The sequence below is a fragment of the Labilibaculum sp. genome, from assembly GCF_963664555.1.
In the GTDB taxonomy this organism is placed as follows: Bacteria; Bacteroidota; Bacteroidia; order Bacteroidales; family Marinifilaceae; genus Labilibaculum.
Genome location: NZ_OY761461.1, coordinates 1,771,168 through 1,789,383 on the forward strand (window position 1 = coordinate 1,771,168; position 18,216 = coordinate 1,789,383).

Genomic DNA, 18,216 nt, shown 5'->3' on the forward strand with positions numbered 1-18,216 from the left:
TAAAAAAGAAATGTTCAAAAAAATCATATTCACTGTGGCGATAGCCAGTTTGGCTTGTTCAGTTTCTTATGCGCAGGAAGAAAGAGATTTAAATAAAGAAGTGAAGGTGAAAACCGCTTACCAGCCAAAAATAAATAAATCAAAGCGAATTGGTGAGTTGCCGGTGGTTCAGGATACAGCAACCTTTACTCCTTCGTTTTCCTATTTTATACAAACAAAACCTTTGGCCGTAGGATTTTCTCCTGCTTTAATTCCGGCAGCACGAATTGTTGGTGAGCCATTGCAATCAATTAACAGTCATGCCTTAACTCTTGCAGGGGGTAATTATTCAACCCTTTTCGGGGATTATCGTTTCAATAACCAACGCTCGAAAATAAGCGATTTTGGAATTCATATTCGTCATTATTCCACCAACGGAAAATTGGAGTTGGAAAATGGTCGGAAAGCAAAGCCCGATTGGAAAGAACAATTGGCTGAAGTATATGGCAGTGTGTATTTGGATGAGGGAAAGATTTCAGGAAAGGTGTATTACGAGCACAAAGGATATGATTTTTTCGGATTTCCGGCAGAAGATGATGTTGCGGCAAATTATGTGGATTTATTTCCATATACTGAGCAGGTTCAAAATCGTTTTGGATTGAATGCAGAGTTTCTTACTGCCTTTAAAGATGAAGAGAAGTTGAATTTTGGTGTTGGTTTGCAATACGAGCACTTTACGGATGATATCTACGTTACAGAGAATGATGTATTGATTAGTGCCGAGGCTAAAATTCGTCGTGGTGATGGTTTTTGGAGTTTGAAATCATCTTTTGATTATTTTGCAACCGACGGAATTACCAGTATGGAAGAGTTGGGACGCATGTTTGAAAGGAATACTCTCGTTTGGAACTTAAATCCTCAATATTCGCTTAAAACCGGCAATTTGAATTTGAAATTGGGATTGAATACCGTTCTTGCCATGGGCGACGATTCAGAAGCAAAACTGTATCCGGATATTGCTGTCGATTTTGAAGCAATTGAAGGCATTATGACCCTGTTTGCCGGATTGGACGGGGATTTAAAAATGAACAATTACAATGATATTATTGCTGAGAATCCATACGTTTACTCAGGTTTGAATGTGAGACCTTCCAATCAAAAATACAAATTGTTTGGTGGTGTAAAAGGCAGTTTGTCTTCCAATTCATCTTTTAAATTATCTGCAGAATACAGCTCTGTTGATGATCAGTACTTCTTTATGCAAAGAAATGCCGGTGCGGCAAATGCAGATTACTTTGGCCCGACTTACTCAAATAAATTTGATGTGGTTTACGATGATATTAGTTTACTGCGTTTAGGTGCTGAAGTAAGCGTAGGTTGGACCGATAAATTGGATCTGAATTCAGCAGTCTGGTTTAACAAATATACCCTTGATAAGCAGGCAGAGGCCTGGCACAAACCAGAATTTGAAATGAATGTTAATGCCACATATGCATTCACAAGTGATCTTGATTTTCAGGCAGGAGTTAATATATTGGGCGAGAGACCTGTTTCTCTGGGATCTAAGGTGAAAACATTGGATGCCGTGTATGATCTGAATATTGGTGCGAACTATCGTTTAAATAAGCATTTTACGGCTTTTGGGAAAGCAAACAATCTATTTGCCGACAAATACTATCAGTGGGATGGGTATCCTTCTCAGGGATTTAATTTGCTATTGGGTGTGAAAGTCGTATTTTAAATAAAGTCAAAAGCATTTGTAAAAGGATGTTCTGTTTTTAGAGCATCCTTTTGCATTTGCATATGTTTGCAAATTGTTTTTTGCGCACTTTTTACTAGTTTTAATAGTATTATTAAATTTCTATCGAAATTATGTCCTCTAAATTGATTGGTAAATTAAAATATATACTTCCGCTCGCTATTATGCTCTTTTCATGTGTAAGTGAGATTTGTGCTCAAAAAGAGGAGCGGTGGAAGCTTTCAGTTAATAATGACCAAAAGCCACTCGAAATTTTAATGGAGATGGGGATGGAGGAAATGGGAGTAACCTACTTGTTCGATATCACCAGAGATACTCTTAATCTTGCTTTTGTTGCTGAAGAATCAATTGATTGGGATTCACACGGAGTTAGTGTTTTTGCAATGCCAAAAAACAGGGAGGTTCTTAAAATTAAACTCGATAATGCCGATATGGAGAATGTTCAGGTTGTTTTTTATAAGATGTGGAAAGCAATGCCTAAAAATTTTAAAAACGTAACAACAGTATTTGAACTTCACGAATACGGACGCACTAAAGTAGGAGCCGATATCAATAGTTTTATTATTAGGTTTAAAATGAAAAGGCCCCGCCGAAGTAATTCTATGGAATTGTAAACATAAACGGACACATTTCTCTCCTGATTAATGCTTTTAAAAACAGTTTGTCAAAAACTATTAAAAAGCAGGATTTTTCTAAATAAAACAGCCGGTAAACTCATCATTTTTACTATCTTTGTTTTACTTTTATTTTTAGGTTTTAGTGATGAGTTAACGTGTTGGTAATAAGTGTATTTTGTCTTTCTCTCCACTGCCGGTTTTTATCGGTTTAGTCAGAAAAAAACTTTCCTGAGAATAAATTAATTTTTGTACAAAAAAAATATTAGAATATAAGATCATGATTTGATCAATAATCATACGGATTTATTGATGGAATAATTTGATTGACAACTAAAGATCTGATAAATGAGTGATTTAGAAAAGAAACCAAACGGGAATAATGAATATTCTGCTGATAGTATTCAGGTATTAGAAGGATTGGAAGCGGTTCGCAAACGCCCTTCTATGTACATTGGTGACGTAAATATTAAAGGTTTGCACCATTTGGTGTATGAGGTTGTAGATAACTCGATTGATGAGGCCTTAGGTGGATATTGTAAAAATATCGATGTTTTTATTAACGAGGACAATTCAGTTACCGTTAAGGATGATGGTCGTGGTATTCCTACAGAACTGCATGTAAAGGAAAATAAATCAGCACTTGAAGTAGTAATGACTGTTTTGCATGCCGGTGGTAAATTCGATAAGGATTCTTATAAGGTATCAGGAGGTTTGCACGGTGTTGGTGTTTCTTGTGTTAATGCATTGTCAATACTTTTAAGTGCGGAAATCCATCGTGACGGAAAAATATATCGTCAGGAGTATTCAAAAGGGGTGCCGTTGGCGCCAATAGAAACAATAGGTGAATCTGATTTGACAGGAACTTATATTACTTTTAAGCCGGATGATTCAATTTTTCTTGTAACTGAATATAAATACGATATTTTAGCTGCGCGTTTAAGAGAATTGGCCTTTTTGAATAAAGAGATTCGTTTGAATCTTACAGATAAAAGAGATCTTGATGAGAATGGAGAGCCACGTTTCGAGACCTTTTATTCAAAAGAAGGATTAAAAGAATTTGTTGAATATCTTGATAGTACAAGAGAACGGTTAATCGAGGAAACGATTCATGTTTCGATAGACAAGAATGAGGTTCCTGTAGAAATTGCACTTCAATACAATTCTTCTTATTCCGAGAATATTCACTCTTATGTGAATAATATTAATACAATAGAAGGGGGAACTCATCTAACAGGTTTCCGTCGTGGATTAACCAGAACATTAAAAACATTTGCTGATAAATCAGGAATGTTGTCAAAATTGAAATTTGACATTAGTGGTGATGATTTTCGTGAAGGTTTAACAGCTGTTGTTTCTGTGAAAGTTGCAGAGCCGCAGTTCGAAGGACAAACCAAAACAAAATTAGGAAACTCAGAAGTAAGTATTGCTGTTGATCAGGCTGTAAGCACAATGCTGGCTAATTATTTGGAGGAACATCCAAAAGATGCCAGAACTATTGTACAGAAGGTGATAATGGCGGCTACAGCTCGTCATGCCGCTAGAAAGGCCCGTGAATTAGTTCAGAGAAAAACAATTTTAGGTGGCTCCGGACTGCCTGGTAAGTTATCCGACTGTTCAGATAAGGATCCTGTAAACTGTGAAGTATTCCTTGTCGAGGGAGATTCGGCGGGTGGAACAGCCAAGCAAGGCAGAGATCGTAAATTTCAAGCAATTCTTCCGTTAAAAGGTAAGATTTTGAATGTTGAGAAAGCCATGCAGCACAAGGTTTTCGAAAGTGAAGAAATCAAGAATATATTTACTGCCTTAGGGGTTACAATTGGAACCGAAGAGGATAGCAAAGCTGCAAATGTTGAGAAAATTCGTTACCACAAGATTGTAATCATGTGTGATGCGGATGTTGATGGTAGTCACATCGCAACTCTTATTATGACTTTCTTTTTCAGATACATGAAATCATTAATCGAAAGTGGTTACCTATATATTGCAACACCTCCATTGTATTTGATTAAAAAAGGTAAGAATGAACAGTATTGTTGGAATGAAGATCAGCGTTTGCGCTTAATTGAAGAATGGGGTGGTGGAAAAGAATCTTCTTTGCACATTCAGCGTTACAAAGGTCTTGGAGAGATGAGTGCCGAACAATTGTGGTCGACAACCATGGATCCGGAAGTGAGAACATTACGCCAGATAACAATTGAAAATGCAGCTGAGGCTGATCATGTGTTTTCTATGTTGATGGGTGATGAGGTTCCTCCAAGAAGAGAATTTATTGAGAAGAATGCAACTTATGCCAATATTGATGCATAAACAGTAAAATACAATATATTAAGCCCTTGAGTTTGTTTCTCAAGGGCTTTTTTATTATCAAATCATCAATTTTGTGGTTTTTATTTGTTGTGTAAAACAAAATTAATAATTTACCCTACGTAAATTTTAAATGTTGAAAATATGAATATTTGTGTGTTTTGTTCTTCCAGTAATTCTGTGGATGAAAAGTATTTTCTGGAAGCTAAAAACCTTGGAACATCAATTGGTGAATCAGGATACAATTTGGTTTACGGGGGAACAAACGTGGGGCTTATGAATCAGGTTGCAGTTTCGGTTAAAGAGGCTGGAGGAAAGGTGATTGGCGTAGTGCCAAAGCTGATTAATGATTATGGAATATCGGCTGATTTTTTGGATGAATTAGTCATCACTCCTGACATGTCGGAACGGAAAAAAATTCTGCGTGAGAAATCAGATGCATTTATAGCTTTGCCGGGAGGTTTCGGTACGCTCGAAGAGATTCTGGAAGTAATAACTTTGAAACAGTTGGGGTATCATAACTTACCAATTGTGTTCATTAATACCGGTGGGTTTTATGATTTCTTAAAAGCCCAATTTGAATTTTCTTATCAGGAGAATTTTGCAAAAGAGGATTACCGGGACTATTATTTATTTGTAAATAGTTATGATAGTGCTGTGAAATACATTCAGAACTATAAAAAAGGACAGTTAAAGACAAAATGGGATTAATTTTTCAGAAACTGTTTTTCAATAGAATCCAGTAATTTTGCTGTCTTAATTGGTTTTGAGAGGTAGTCATCGCAACCGGCCGCCATTACTTTTTGTTTGTATTCTTTTTGAAAGTAAGCAGTTTGACCAATAATTGGAATCTGTGAATTGAAGGATTTTATTTCTTTTGTTGCATCGTAACCGTTCATGATTGGCATTTGTATGTCCATTAGCACAAGATCAATAGCAATTGATTGGCATATTGTTACTGCTTCACTTCCATTTGTCGCCCAAAGTATTTCTGCCTTGGTATTTGCCAGACTTGCTTTAAAGAAGGAGAAATTAATCTTCTCATCATCTACAATAAGAATGCTCTTTCCTTTCCAGTTGTAATCTGTTTTTTCATAAATTGCTGATTTTTTAATCTTCAGTTTTTCTCTGTTGTAGGGAAGGGTGACAAAAAAACATGTTCCGGCATTCTCTTTCGACTCAACTCTTATATCTCCGCCAAGTAGTTCAGCTAACCGGTTCGAAATGGTTAAGCCCAGACCCGTTCCGCCATACTGTCTGGTGTCAGATCCATCCATTTGCCTGAAGCTGCGAAAGATATTTCCAATTGATTGTTCAGGGATTCCAATGCCGGTATCTTTTACAAAGAATTCGATCTTGTTTTTTTCTTTAAGATGATAACCAAACTCAATAAACCCATTGTCGGTAAATTTGATTGCGTTTTCGATTAAGTTTGATAGTAATTGCTCTAACCGATAAGGGTCGGTATAAATGATAGAGTCTTTATCGTTTAGGGTCTTTTGAATTTTAAGTATAAGATGGGATTTTTTATTCTTGTTTTTGTGAATGTAATACTTTTCATATAATTCGGAAAGTAATGAATTAACAGGAGTTTCAAAAGAGGTAAGTTTTATTTGTTTACACTCTATTTTTGACAAATCAATTATGTTGTTAATGAGCTGCAGTAAATTGATACCACTTTGTTTTATTAGAGCTCCGTATTCCAGTCGTTCGCTTTCGTTAACTTCTTGAGATGTAATAATCTCGGTAAATCCAAGAATATGATTCATTGGAGTTCTTATTTCATGAGACATATTCGCAAGAAAAGCTGACTTTAATTTATCAGATTCCTCTGCTTTGTTTTTCGCTTCGGTTAAGTGTTTTTCATATATTTTTCTCTCCGTAATGTCTCGGTAAATACCGAAAATTGCAATTTGCTCACCATCGACTTCAATTGGATTTCCCATAATAGAAACGTCAATTAGCCTGCCATCCTTACATTTTCGGACAGTCTCAATTTCTACCAGCTGGCCTTTGGCTGTGATGTAATTTAAATTATTGGCTTCATCTTGTCTTGTTTCATCTGCAAGCAAGGTATCTATTACCACTCCTTTTAAATCTTCTTTGGTGTAACCAAACAAACTTGTAAATTGTTTGTTGATTTTTATGCCATTACTCTCGTTGTCTGTAATTGCGATCGCTTCCGGAGAATTTTCGAAAAGTTGTTCAAAGTAGGCAGTTTCAATATTGAGTTGGTGTTCAATTGATTTTCTTTTAAGAATCATCTCATTGGCATGTTCACCAAGAATTTTAAATTCTTTAAAATGCAGTTTAGATATGTCAATTATATGCGAATCGCTCGCTGCATTCTTGTAAAATTGAGTTAGAATCTCTAATCCTGATTTGCTGATTTTCACCATAAATCGTGTGAACGTAATAATAATGAAAATTGTTAGTAAAAAGATTAAGCCTGCTTTGATAAAATACCCATTTACAAGAACTTTCAGCTCATCCTTTTTATTCTGAATTGATTCTGTAAGTTGGCTAATGTGAACACCGCTCCCAATTACCCACTGCCAATCTTTATAGGTTTTTGCATAAATTAGTTTAGCAATGGATTCCCGACTGCCTTCTTTGTATGGATCCATATATCTCACGAATCCACCGTCTTTATCTGTTCCTCTTGTAATCAGCTCCTGAACTATCTTTTTGCCATTTCTGTCCTTTTTATTCCAAAGGTTTTGACCAATAAGATCTTTTTGTGTATGTGCTAAACAAGTTCCGTTAAAATTAAATACTGCAATTGTAAAGCTTTCATCAAATCGCATTTCTGTGATTTTGTCCAGAATTTTATTTTGAATTTTCAATTGGTAGTTTTCTACATATTGAGTACATCCGATGTACCAATTATATGGCTTGAATATTTTAACAAAGGATATTTTAGGATCTATCTTTTGTCCTTCTTCTTTTTGCCAGGAATAGTTTGAGTAACCCTCTCCTTGATTTACTGCAATTTCGATTTCATTTTTAATAATCGGAACGCCAAAAACATCTTTAAGGGATAGTTTGTTTTGTCCTTCCCATTTTGGGTTTTCCGGATCCATTTCCACAATTCCCGCCAGGCTGTTTATATAGAAAAAACCACTTCCGTCATTAAAGCGAACAGTGCGTAAAGCATCAGTAATAAGTTTCTTTATCTGATCTTCGGTAAGATTGTTTTTACAGCTGTTGTATATGTTTGTTGCAATGGAGTGTGCTTCGTAAACTCTGCTGCTAATGTCCTTCTTTAGTGTATTTCTGGTTTGCACTCTCTCGTTTTCAATATAATTTATAAGAGTTTGCGTTTCGTGTTGAAGGGTTTTTTCTTGTATTTTAAAAAAGTCGTCCTGAATTTGTTTGGATTCTTGCTTAAATTTTTGCCTTGCTTGTTGAACCCAAAAAATCCCAAGAATGGAAACCAGGAGAAAAGAAGTAGCGAGAAGTGAAACCAAGAATACTTTAGAAATACTTTTGTCTTCAATGATTTTAGCCAGAATGAATTTCATATTAAGGTGGAAATAGAATTCAATTATTATGTTGTGAGAGTGCCATTAAAAACATGTGTTGCAGGCCCTATTAGCCAAATATCTTTAATTTGTTTGTTACTTATTTTTTTGAAATGAACTTCGAGAAAACCACCTTTTGTCTTAATCTTAAATTTGTTGCTGCCCGTTTTAAAACTGGCACTTATAGCCGATGCAACAACTCCTGTTCCGCAAGAATAGGTTTCATCTTCAACACCTCTTTCGTAAGTGCTGACAGTAAGGTCTTGATCTTGAAATGATACAAAATTCACATTTGTGCCTTTTTCGGCAAACCTATTGTTGTAGCGTATTTTTTTTCCTTCAGTAAAAGTGTCGAAACTTTCATGATTGGATATGAATCTTACAAAATGAGGTGATCCAGTATTTAAAAAATAAAAATCTTCACCCATTTCAATATCACAAACATCAATCATTTTTAAGCTAACCTGAATACCATCTTCAGTATTGTTTATCTTAGCTTCATGTTCTCCATCAACAGCAATGAATTTTGCTTTTTCTGAGACCAGCCCTAAATGATAAGCAAAAGCAACAATACAACGACCACCATTTCCACACATGCTGCCTTCTTTTCCATCCGAGTTGTAGTATCTCATTCGAAAGTCGAATCCGTCTTCATTTTCAAGTAACATTAATCCATCGCCACCAATACCAAATCTTCTGTCGCAAAGTTTTTTAATTAATAAGAAGTTATCCGGAGCAATTCTACCGCTTCTATTGTCAATTAAAATAAAATCATTCCCGGTTCCCTGATATTTTGAAAATTCAACTTTCATTTTTAAATCTTGTTAAGAAGTGTTAAATACCAATAAATTATAAACACTTGTTAAGTTATATCGTTAAAATTGTTTTATAAATGTAATAATCTTATTGGCACTTGTTATTTTGTCACTCAAGAAAATCAAAATTATTTGATCCATGAAATAATTTGATTTTTATTTTAGATATAGAAAGTAACATTCGCTTTTCTTTTTATTCGAATAGTAGGAAAGCATCCTGTTTGATTTCAAACAGACATTATAGAATTATTAATTAATAAAGTTTTTTCAGATGAAATTAAAATTGTTTTTGGGAAAATTAGCAATTGCCATTTTAGGTGGAACAATTGCCATTTTATTATTTGTGTTATTTGCTGATAAAAAAGAAAGAATCATTACAGTTCCGGAAGTTCGAACGACACAGCTTGCAAATCATTCGGTTGGGAATGTGCCTCAGGTTGATTTAACATACGCTGCAGAAATGTCTGTAAAATCGGTTGTTCATGTAAAAACACTTTATTCAAATGAGGAATATCAATCCAATCCCTTTTATGATTTTTTATTTGGAGAGAAAGGTAGAAGTCAGCAGCCAAGAGCTAGTTTAGGATCTGGTTCCGGAGTGATTATTTCTGATGATGGATATATTGTAACTAATAACCATGTTGTGCAGGGATCAAATTTGATAAATATTGTACTGTACGACAAAAGAGAATACGAAGGAAAATTGGTTGGCAATGATCCCTATACAGATTTGGCTTTAATTAAAATAAATGAAAAAGACCTTCCAAAAATGGATTTTGGGAATTCAGATGACATAAAACTTGGAGAGTGGGTTCTTGCTGTAGGCAATCCTTTTAATCTGACCTCTACTGTAACAGCGGGTATTATTAGTGCAAAGGCACGAAATCTTGGTTTAAACGGAAATAGAATGAGTATTGAGTCATTCCTGCAAACAGATGCTGCCGTTAATCCGGGGAATAGTGGTGGAGCTTTGGTTGATACCAAAGGTCGGTTAATTGGAATTAACACTGCCATAGAATCCAGAACGGGTTCATATTCGGGTTATTCTTTTGCCATTCCGGTTGCTATTGTCGAAAAAGTAATTGGTGATTTGAAAAAATACGGAGAGGTACAAAGAGCGTTTATTGGTGTGTCTATTCGAACGGTTGATGCAAATTTAGCTGATGAATTTAAAATTGATAAAATTGAAGGAGTATATGTTGCGGGTATAAATGAAGATGGAGCCGCCGAGGATGCCGGAATTAAAAAAGGAGATATTATATTGAATATAGAAGGTAAAGTTGTAAATTCTAGTGCTGAACTTCAAGAGCAGGTCAGCAAGTTCCATCCTGGTGATAAAATTAAGGTTTTAATAAAAAGAGAAGAGGAAAAGAAACAAATTGAGGTAGTCTTACGTAACAGACTAGGAAATACCAATGTAATTAAATCTAAAGATCTGGCTTTTCTTGGAGCCGAATTTGAGCCAATATCAACACAGGAGAAGTATCGTCTTCAAATAAACAGAGGAGTGAGGATAAAGAATCTGCGTGAAGGAAAGTTTAAGGACGAGGAGATTAAGGAAGGTTTTATTATTTATAAAATTAACGAAACGCCAATTTTTAAGGTCGATGATATTAAAGATGCGCTTCAGAATGTGAAAGATGGAGGTGTATTTATCTCCGGGATTTATCCGGATGGAAGCGTTAAGTATTACGCGTTTTCGTTAAATGATAAAGATTAGGAAATTAAATGGGAAAATAATAATAATTCGAATAAAAGAGCAATTAATTTTGACTTTGAATATTTAAAAGTCTAATTTTGCAAAATATTTCGATGAAAAGGGACTATGAGACAATTAAAGATAACCAAATCAATTACCAATCGTGAAAGTGCTTCCTTAGATAAGTATTTACAGGAAATTGGTAAAGAAGATCTTATTACGGTAGAGGAAGAAGTTGAATTGGCGCAGCGAATAAAAAAAGGCGACCAAAGAGCTTTGGAGAAATTAACAAGAGCTAACTTACGTTTTGTTGTTTCTGTGGCGAAACAGTATCAAAATCAAGGGTTAAGTCTGCCAGATCTTATTAACGAAGGTAATTTAGGTTTGATTAAAGCTGCTGAAAAGTTTGATGAGACACGAGGATTCAAATTCATCTCGTATGCCGTTTGGTGGATCCGTCAATCTATTCTTCAGGCTTTAGCTGAGCAATCAAGAATTGTTCGTTTGCCATTGAATCAAGTTGGTTCTTTGAATAAAATTAACAAAGCTTTTTCTAAATTTGAACAAGAGCACGAGAGAAAGCCATCTCCTGAGGAGTTAGCTGAATCTTTAGAGTTACCTGCAGATAAAGTAGCGGATACACTTCGTGTTTCCGGTCGTCACATTTCTGTTGATGCTCCGTTTGTTGACGGGGAAGATAACAGTCTGTTGGATGTATTGGTGAATGATGATTCTCCAATAGCCGATAGAAATCTTTTGAATGAATCTCTTACTAAAGAAATTGATCGTGCACTAGCTACTCTTACTGAAAGAGAGAGTGACATTATCAAACTTTTCTTTGGTATTGGTATTCAGGAAATGACTTTGGAAGAAATTGGTGAAAAATTTGGCTTGACACGTGAGCGTGTTCGTCAGATTAAAGAAAAAGCGATTCGTCGTTTACGTCATACTTCCAGAAGTAAATTACTGAAAACTTATTTGGGATAAAACATTCCATTTACGATATGTAAAAAGCAGTTTCTTTCGAAACTGCTTTTTTTTTTTTATTTCTTTTCTTTTAACTGCTCTTCAAGTTTATACATTTCATCGCGATATTGAGCGGCTTGTAAAAAGTCCATCTCCTTAGCTGCTTTTTGCATTGCTTTTTTGGTTTGTTCAATGGTTTTTTCCAAACTACTTTTACTCATGTATTGAACAACCGGATCAGCAGCAATTTCAATTGAATCCGGACCGGAATAAGCGACAGGCTCATTGTCTTTGCCATGATTCATCATGCTTGCTTTTGAACGGGTAATTTGTGTTGGTATAATGCCGTTTTTGGTATTATAAGCCAATTGTTTTTCTCTTCTATGATCTGTTGCATCGATTGTTTCCTGCATGGATTGTGTAATTTTATCGGCATACATGATTACTTTGCCATTCACATTACGGGCAGCTCTTCCCGAGGTTTGTGTTAATGACCTGGTGGATCTCAAAAATCCTTCCTTGTCGGCATCTAAAATTGCAACGAGAGATACTTCCGGAAGATCCAATCCTTCACGTAATAAGTTCACACCAATCAAAACGTCAAAAACTCCATTTCTTAGATCTTCCATTATTTTTACCCGATCTAATGTAGTAACATCGGAATGAATGTACCGGCAACGAATATTTAAATTGGTGAAATATTCCGATAATTCTTCCGCCATTCGTTTGGTGAGCGTGGTAACCAAAACACGTTCGCTGATTTGTGTGCGTTTGTCGATTTCAGCAATTAAATTGTCTATTTGGTTAAGGCTTGGGCGAACTTCTATTTGCGGATCAAGTAATCCGGTTGGTCTGATTACTTGCTCTACAACAACGCCTTCGCATTTTTCCAATTCGTAATCGGCAGGTGTCGCACTTACGTGGATTGTTTGTTTGGCAATCTGTTCGAATTCTTCGAATTTTAATGGTCGGTTATCCAGTGCCGAAGGCAAGCGGAATCCATAATCAACCAAATTTATTTTTCGGGAGTGATCTCCACCATACATGGCACGAATCTGCGGAATGGTAACATGACTCTCATCAATAACCACCAAAAAGTCATCCGGGAAGTAATCCATAAGGCAGAATGGGCGGGTTCCTGCTGCTCTTCCATCAAAATACCGTGAGTAATTTTCAATTCCTGAACAGTGTCCCAATTCTCGGATCATCTCTAAATCAAAATTGACCTTTTCTTCCAAACGCTTTGCTTCCAGGTGTTTTCCGATATCCTTTAAGAAGGCAACCTGAGCAACCATATCATCCTGGATTTGATGAATGGCTTTTTGGACTCTGTCTTTACTGGTAACAAATATATTTGCAGGATAAATTGTTATTCTGTCATAGTGATCCAATTTAGCTCCGCTGATTGGGTCGAACGAGTAAATTTCTTCAATTTCATCATCCCAGAATATAATGCGGTAAGCAAAATCAGCGTAAGCTGGATAAATATCAATTGTATCTCCTTTTACCCGAAAAGTTCCCCGATCGAACTCTATTTCATTTCTTGAGTACAAAGCATCAACAAAGGAATGAAGAAGCTTGTTGCGGGAAATTAATTGCCCTTTTTTAATTTCGGTGACATTGGCATGAAAATCTTCAGGGTTTCCAATACCGTAAATGCAGGAAACCGATGAAACCACAATCACATCCTTTCTTCCGGACAGAAGGGCAGAGGAAGCACTTAGTCTCAGTTTTTCAATTTCATCGTTAATAGATAAGTCTTTCTCTATATAGGTGCCCGTTACCGGCAGATATGCTTCCGGCTGATAGTAATCGTAATAGGAAACGAAATATTCAACGGCATTGTTAGGGAAGAACGTTTTGAATTCACCGTACAATTGTGCAGCAAGAGTTTTATTGTGACTTAAAACCAAAGTAGGGCGCTGTACCTGCTCAATTACATTGGCAATGGTAAATGTTTTACCCGAACCGGTAACTCCAAGCAGAGTTTGATAAGGAGCTCCATCGTTTAAGCCTTTGCATAATTCTTCAATGGCATTTGGCTGATCTCCTGTTGGTTTAAATTTTGATTCAATTTTAAATTTCATGCAACACTTTTGAATGGTTCTATGTCTGAATTGCTAAAATATAGAAACAATTTGAACCTTGATAGTTTTAGATGAAAAATCTAACTTGTTGGATCATTTTGGAAAGAAAAACAGCTGATTACCATGTTGGTAATCAGCTGTTTTTGATGTTTTATTGTATTTTTAATTGCTTAGCTGAAAGTAAACAGGGAAATGATCGCTGTAGCCACCAAAGTATTTAGGGCCAGCGTAAGATCGGCTTGGGAGAAATACTCCTTCTTTAGGCTGATAGCAAATCCACTCTTCGGTGAAGATTTTTCCAGCCTGATGATTTGTATGCAATCCGTTTGTATTGCTGATAAGACTATTGGAAACGATTAGATTGTCGAGCATGTTCCAAGTGCCTTTATAGCTGTATGTGCCTTTTCCTGCCATTTTTAAATCGTACATTAGATTGTAAAGAGCTTTGGGATTTGAAGTATCCTTATTGTTGGTAGCGGCTAAAATTTTCTCAGCCGATTTGTTGTTCGGTTCATCATTAAAATCACCCATGATAATGATTTTCGCATTGGGATTTTTTTCCTGTAATTTATCAACGGCAATTTTTAATTGCTCAGCCACAAATACACGGTTTTTCTCCGATTTTTCTGCTCCTCCTATTCTTGATGGCCAATGATTAACAAATAAGTGTAAGGTATCATTAGTGCCTAAAATTCCCTGAACATGAAGAATGTCGCGTGTTTTGTAGTTTGGCTCATCTGGAAAATGAATTCCAATTATATCATGACTCAAGTATTTGAATTTATTTTTCTGATACAAAAGGGCACAATCAATTCCTCTTCCATCCGGACTTTCGGTGTGGGCGATGCCATAATCCGCAGATTTTAATTTTTCCTGACCTATTAATGCTTCTAATACAGATCGGTTTTCTATTTCACAAAGTCCGATAATAGCAGGAAAATTATTTTTATCGATGGAAGATAGTACACTGGAAAGATTTACCAATTTTTTCTGATATCGTTCGGCAGTGTAGTCTAGTTTTCCTTCCGGAGTAAAATCGTCATCCCGAGTATTAGGATCGTTAAGAGTGTCAAATAAATTTTCGACATTATAAAATGCAATCGTATACTCCTTTTTTTCCTGAGAACAGGAAAAGGCGATGAGAGCCACCATAAGAACAAACAGTAATTTTTTTAACATGAAATAGTTTAATTGATTCTAATAAAAAGGAGTGACATCGGTTACTCTCATGCCTGCAGCTTCAGCGGCCCGAAAGCCTAAGCTTGCATCTTCAAATACTTGGCAATTTTCAGGGGAAATTCCCATTAGTTCAGCACATTTTAAAAATGTATCCGGTTCCGGCTTGTGATTTTCTACATCATCAGCACTTACCAGAATAGAAATGTATTTATCTAAACCTAAAAGTTGCATGGTTTCAGAGGCAATGTTGCGTTTCCCACCAGTTCCTACTGCCATTGGTATTTTACCATGATATTTGTATACCAAATCGGTAACGGCAGTAATTTCTTTGATTTTGTGCATCTCCTTCGCGAAAAATTCTTCTTTCATATCAGAGAATTTTTGTGGATCAATAGTACGGTTGTTTTTCTCGTTTAGTAAATCGATAATTTTAGAAGAAGGCATTCCTGCACAACTTTTTAAAAAATCAATACTAAATTCCAAGTTCATGATTTTGGCTGTTTTTACCCAGGCTTCATAATGTAAAGGCATGGTGTCAGCCAAGGTTCCATCTAAATCAAAAATAAATGCTTTAGTACTTGGGAATATATCTATTTTTTTCATGGTCTTTGTTTTTTGTCTTTCTATTCGTAAGTTTATTGTTGCAATCCTATTTTTACCTGTGTAAGATTACATTAAAATGATTAGAAAGGGATGCCTAAATTATTAAATAATTTTTAATTAATTGCACTGAATTTTCTTTAATTGCAGATTCTTAGGATGCCGTTTTATGATCTGAATAACAGCTTGTTAAATTGTGTCTTGCTTGGATGTTTCGTTAAAAATATTTAAATTTCCATTGTTTTAACAACTTTTTATTTAATCAGCCGTTATTATAGCTGTTTGATTGAAGTGAAAATTAAAAATCAGTATATGAAGATTGTAGCTGGAAGTTTGATTCTACTATTTGTGATGATGAGTGTTTCTGTGAGTGCCAAAAACAATTCTTTGGCCGAAAAAAGAGCAAATCTAATTACATCCTGGATGGAGAAGAAGTTGGATTTGTCTGTGGAACAGATTACGCAGATTGAGGTTTTAAATTTGAAGTATGAAAAAGAAATTGAAAAGCTGACTATGGAGAAGGATGGATTTCCTTGTATGCAGGCAGTTCGTGATAGTTTAAAACGAAAAGAAGTGGAAATGAAAGATGTTCTGTCTGATAAACAACTGGCGAGTTACATTGAATGCAAGTGTGAGCTGAAGGAAGAACTCAAACGGAATTGTAAAGATTTGATTTAAAATAAATTTATAATATAGGATCCCAATCGATTTAGGTTGGGATTTTTTTTTTTCAGATTCACCAAAGGGGATAAAAAGATGAATAAATCTGAAATATTTTAATGTTTGTAACATCCGTTACACTTTTTGCAATCATCCAGTCGCATCTTTGTAGTGTTGGAAGAGTTAAATGTATTCTTAAGGCAGGAATCTTATTTAGTTTGCTCTTTCTCAATTTTGTAACTTGAATAATCAAATTTATAACATTAAAAAATACAATTATGGCTATGTTTTGTTATCAGTGTCAAGAGGCTGCAAAAGGAACAGGATGCACAATTAAAGGTGTTTGTGGAAAAACCGATGAGGTTGCAAACATTCAGGATTTGCTGATGTACGTGATGAAAGGGATCTCTGTTTTTAGTACCAAAGCCCGTGAAGTTGGTGTTGAGAATGATAAAGTGAATAACTTCATCATGACAGGTTTATTTATGACTATTACTAACGCCAACTTTGATAAAGTAAAATTTGTTACAGCTGTTCGCGAAGGTCTTAAGCTGCGTGAAGAGATTAAAAATCAGGCTGAAGCAGCAGGTGTTACTTTTGAAAACCTGCATCATTCGGCAACATGGTTTGCTGATAAAGAGAATGATTTTGATGCAAAAGCGCGTGTTATTGGAGTATTGTCTACTGAAAATGAAGACGTTCGTTCATTAAGAGAATTGTTATTGTATGGTTTGAAAGGCTTTGCGGCTTACGTTGAGCACGCTTACAATCTAGGTCTTGAAAAAGCTGAAATGTATGCATTTATGCAAAAAGCTTTGCAAGCTACTACTGATGATACATTGACCGCTGATCAATTGGTTGCTTTGGTTATGGAATGTGGAGCTAATGGTGTAACTGCTATGGCAACTCTTGATGAAGCAAACACGACTGCTTATGGCAATCCTGAAATTACTGAAGTGAATATTGGTGTAAGCGACAAGCCAGGTATCCTTATTTCAGGTCATGATTTGAAAGATATGGAAGAATTGTTGAAGCAAACTGAAGGAACTGGTGTTGATGTTTACACTCACTCTGAGATGTTGCCTGCCAATTACTACCCAGCATTCAAAAAATATGAGCACTTTGTAGGTAACTACGGAAATGCATGGTGGAAGCAGAATGAAGAGTTCGAAACATTTAACGGACCTATTTTGTTTACAACCAACTGTATTGTTCCTCCAACTACAAAATCTACTTACCAAGATAAAGTATATACTACAGGAGCTTCTGGTTTCCCAGGATTCAAGCACATTACTGCTGGCGAAAATGGAAAGAAAGATTTCTCTGAAATTATTGAAGTAGCCAAGAATTGTGCTGCTCCAACTGAAATTGAGAACGGAACTATCGTAGGGGGTTTTGCTCACAATCAAGTAATGCAATTGGCTGATAAGGTTGTTGATGCTGTGAAAACCGGAGCTATTCGTAAGTTCTTTGTAATGGCTGGTTGTGATGGTCGTATGAAAGGTCGTGATTACTATACTGAATTTGCTGCTGCTTTACCAAAGGATACAGTAATTCTAACAGCTGGTTGTGCTAAGTATCGTTACAACAAATTAGAGTTGGGTGATATCGGAGGAATACCAAGAGTATTAGATGCAGGTCAGTGTAACGATTCATATTCGTTAGCAGTTATTGCATTGAAATTGAAAGAAGTGTTTGAACTTAACGATATCAATGATCTACCAATTGCTTACAATATTGCATGGTATGAGCAAAAAGCAGTTATCGTATTGTTAGCGCTTTTATCTTTGGGTGTTAAAAATATTCATTTAGGACCAACATTGCCGGCTTTCCTTTCTCCAAATGTTGCTAAAGTGTTGATTGATACTTTCGGAATTGCAGGAATTGGGTCTGTTGACGAAGACATGAAAATGTTTTTAAATTAAGAATAAAATTGAGGTTTTAAAAAGCGTTTCTTGGGTGAAGAAAGACAGAGGTGATTTGTGAATGGAACGTTTTTTAGTGTTTGTTATATTATAGTTTGTTAG

At 35.6% G+C, this 18,216-nt stretch carries 13 protein-coding genes; 8 read left to right on the forward strand and 5 right to left on the reverse strand.

The genetic code is table 11. The features are described 5' to 3' along the window. The first annotated feature begins 10 nt into the window (after positions 1-10). From ACKU4N_RS06935 to ACKU4N_RS06950, 4 genes are all read left to right on the forward strand, one after another. Entirely contained in the window at positions 11-1,720 is a 1,710-nt protein-coding gene (locus ACKU4N_RS06935) for a TonB-dependent receptor (protein ID WP_321321895.1), read from the forward strand. 131 nt (positions 1,721-1,851) lie between these two features. Further along, positions 1,852-2,352 carry a hypothetical protein gene (locus ACKU4N_RS06940; protein WP_321321898.1) on the forward strand — a complete coding sequence of 167 codons (501 nt, stop codon included), beginning with the start codon at positions 1,852-1,854 and terminating at the stop codon, positions 2,350-2,352. Positions 2,353-2,700: 348 nt separating this feature from the next. Continuing rightward, positions 2,701-4,662, forward strand: coding sequence for a DNA topoisomerase (ATP-hydrolyzing) subunit B (gyrB, locus tag ACKU4N_RS06945; RefSeq protein WP_321321900.1), 1,962 nt, complete (start codon positions 2,701-2,703; stop codon positions 4,660-4,662). 141 nt (positions 4,663-4,803) lie between these two features. Then, entirely contained in the window at positions 4,804-5,370 is a 567-nt protein-coding gene (locus tag ACKU4N_RS06950) for an LOG family protein (protein WP_321321902.1), read from the forward strand. Here the strand turns inward: ACKU4N_RS06950 and ACKU4N_RS06955 are convergent. Both ACKU4N_RS06955 and dapF read right to left on the reverse strand, forming a co-directional pair. Beyond that, a complete protein-coding gene (locus ACKU4N_RS06955) occupies positions 5,367-8,183 on the reverse strand; it encodes a cache domain-containing protein (protein ID WP_321321903.1) in 2,817 nt (938 codons plus the stop codon). The genes ACKU4N_RS06950 and ACKU4N_RS06955 overlap by 4 nt on opposite strands. 26 nt (positions 8,184-8,209) lie before the next feature. After that, positions 8,210-8,995 (reverse strand): diaminopimelate epimerase, encoded by a 786-nt coding sequence (dapF, locus tag ACKU4N_RS06960; RefSeq protein ID WP_321321905.1) that lies wholly within the window; start codon positions 8,993-8,995, stop codon positions 8,210-8,212. Between the two features lie 274 nt (positions 8,996-9,269). Here dapF and ACKU4N_RS06965 point away from each other — a divergent pair, with 274 nt between their 5' ends. Together ACKU4N_RS06965 and ACKU4N_RS06970 are read left to right on the forward strand one after the other, a co-directional pair. Next, complete coding sequence (locus ACKU4N_RS06965; RefSeq protein WP_321321907.1) at positions 9,270-10,718, forward strand: S1C family serine protease; 1,449 nt, start codon at positions 9,270-9,272, stop codon at positions 10,716-10,718. A gap of 105 nt (positions 10,719-10,823) precedes the next feature. After that, positions 10,824-11,684 carry a sigma-70 family RNA polymerase sigma factor gene (locus ACKU4N_RS06970; protein ID WP_289530848.1) on the forward strand — a complete coding sequence of 287 codons (861 nt, stop codon included), beginning with the start codon at positions 10,824-10,826 and terminating at the stop codon, positions 11,682-11,684. Between the two features lie 56 nt (positions 11,685-11,740). Here the strand turns inward: ACKU4N_RS06970 and uvrB are convergent, their stop codons facing one another. The 3 genes from uvrB to ACKU4N_RS06985 form a co-directional block, all read right to left on the reverse strand. Further along, positions 11,741-13,750, reverse strand: a complete 2,010-nt coding sequence (uvrB, locus tag ACKU4N_RS06975; protein ID WP_321321910.1) for an excinuclease ABC subunit UvrB — start codon at positions 13,748-13,750, stop codon at positions 11,741-11,743. Between the two features lie 162 nt (positions 13,751-13,912). After that, complete coding sequence (locus ACKU4N_RS06980) at positions 13,913-14,929, reverse strand: endonuclease/exonuclease/phosphatase family protein (RefSeq protein WP_321321913.1); 1,017 nt, start codon at positions 14,927-14,929, stop codon at positions 13,913-13,915. 18 nt (positions 14,930-14,947) lie between these two features. Continuing rightward, positions 14,948-15,532, reverse strand: coding sequence for an HAD family hydrolase (locus ACKU4N_RS06985; RefSeq protein ID WP_156196891.1), 585 nt, complete (start codon positions 15,530-15,532; stop codon positions 14,948-14,950). Positions 15,533-15,841: 309 nt separating this feature from the next. Between ACKU4N_RS06985 and ACKU4N_RS06990 the strand changes: the two genes are divergently transcribed. After that, on the forward strand, positions 15,842-16,207 hold the full coding sequence (locus ACKU4N_RS06990; RefSeq protein WP_321321915.1) for a hypothetical protein: 366 nt from the start codon (positions 15,842-15,844) through the stop codon (positions 16,205-16,207). A gap of 260 nt (positions 16,208-16,467) precedes the next feature. Continuing rightward, the gene (gene hcp / locus ACKU4N_RS06995; protein WP_321321917.1) at positions 16,468-18,114 is read left to right on the forward strand and encodes a hydroxylamine reductase; all 1,647 of its coding nucleotides are present in this window, start codon (positions 16,468-16,470) and stop codon (positions 18,112-18,114) included. Positions 18,115-18,216: the final 102 nt, after the last annotated feature.

Coding starts and splice junctions, on each gene's coding strand:
- ACKU4N_RS06950 (WP_321321902.1), top strand. CDS start 4,804: ATGAATATTTGTGTGTTTTGTTCTTCCAGTAATTCTGTGGATGAAAAG.
- ACKU4N_RS06940 (WP_321321898.1), top strand. CDS start 1,852: ATGTCCTCTAAATTGATTGGTAAATTAAAATATATACTTCCGCTCGCT.
- ACKU4N_RS06955 (WP_321321903.1), bottom strand. CDS start 8,183: ATGAAATTCATTCTGGCTAAAATCATTGAAGACAAAAGTATTTCTAAA.
- hcp (WP_321321917.1), top strand. CDS start 16,468: ATGGCTATGTTTTGTTATCAGTGTCAAGAGGCTGCAAAAGGAACAGGA.
- gyrB (WP_321321900.1), top strand. CDS start 2,701: ATGAGTGATTTAGAAAAGAAACCAAACGGGAATAATGAATATTCTGCT.
- ACKU4N_RS06985 (WP_156196891.1), bottom strand. CDS start 15,532: ATGAAAAAAATAGATATATTCCCAAGTACTAAAGCATTTATTTTTGAT.
- ACKU4N_RS06970 (WP_289530848.1), top strand. CDS start 10,824: ATGAGACAATTAAAGATAACCAAATCAATTACCAATCGTGAAAGTGCT.
- ACKU4N_RS06990 (WP_321321915.1), top strand. CDS start 15,842: ATGAAGATTGTAGCTGGAAGTTTGATTCTACTATTTGTGATGATGAGT.
- dapF (WP_321321905.1), bottom strand. CDS start 8,995: ATGAAAGTTGAATTTTCAAAATATCAGGGAACCGGGAATGATTTTATT.
- ACKU4N_RS06965 (WP_321321907.1), top strand. CDS start 9,270: ATGAAATTAAAATTGTTTTTGGGAAAATTAGCAATTGCCATTTTAGGT.
- ACKU4N_RS06980 (WP_321321913.1), bottom strand. CDS start 14,929: ATGTTAAAAAAATTACTGTTTGTTCTTATGGTGGCTCTCATCGCCTTT.
- uvrB (WP_321321910.1), bottom strand. CDS start 13,750: ATGAAATTTAAAATTGAATCAAAATTTAAACCAACAGGAGATCAGCCA.
- ACKU4N_RS06935 (WP_321321895.1), top strand. CDS start 11: ATGTTCAAAAAAATCATATTCACTGTGGCGATAGCCAGTTTGGCTTGT.